The sequence below is a fragment of the Vibrio sp. 1249-1 genome, assembly GCF_033340495.1.
The window spans coordinates 1-590 of sequence record NZ_JAWOWJ010000842.1; the positions used below are offsets into that span (position 1 = coordinate 1).

The following is a 590-nucleotide window of genomic DNA, read 5'->3' on the forward strand; positions in this document are numbered from 1 at the left end:
ATATCTTCTGTTTTACGTTTTGCTGCATACTGATCATGTTTGATCTGGTGAGTTTTCGACACACCAAAATCCAAAAGCTTTACATGGCCTTCGGAGGTTAAAATTACGTTGGCTGGTTTTAAGTCGGCGTGTACAACACCGAGCGAATGAGCATAGGATAGTGCGTCGAGGATTTGGTTGAGGATAGAAAGCATTGCATGGTACTTCAAACCATTTGGACGAGATCGTTGGATTAAACTTTCCAACGTTTCGCCGTCAATATATTCCATCACTAAAAAGTAGATATCACCGTCGACTCCGAAATCAAAGACCCGGATTACGTTTGGATGACTAAGTCTTTGTGTTTGTTGCGCTTCTCGAATCAACATTCTTGCTGTCTCTGGCTGAGACGCAAACTCTTTCTGTAAAACTTTTAGAGCAACATAAGGGGACTCCGAGCCAGAAGACTCAAGAATTTTGTCTTTTGCTAAATAAACATCACAGAGTCCACCATGACCTAAAATAGACTCAATTTCGTAACGGTTTTTTACTGTTTGCCCAATTAAATTTGAGTTAATAACACTTTTGTTTTTTGTGTTCTTATTATCACT

1 protein-coding gene is annotated in these 590 nt (G+C 39.3%); it reads right to left on the minus strand.

Annotated features, from left to right (window positions below):
• The coding region (locus tag R7Z50_RS29230) for a serine/threonine-protein kinase (RefSeq protein ID WP_318149979.1) at positions 1-590 on the minus strand (590 nt) is incomplete at both ends.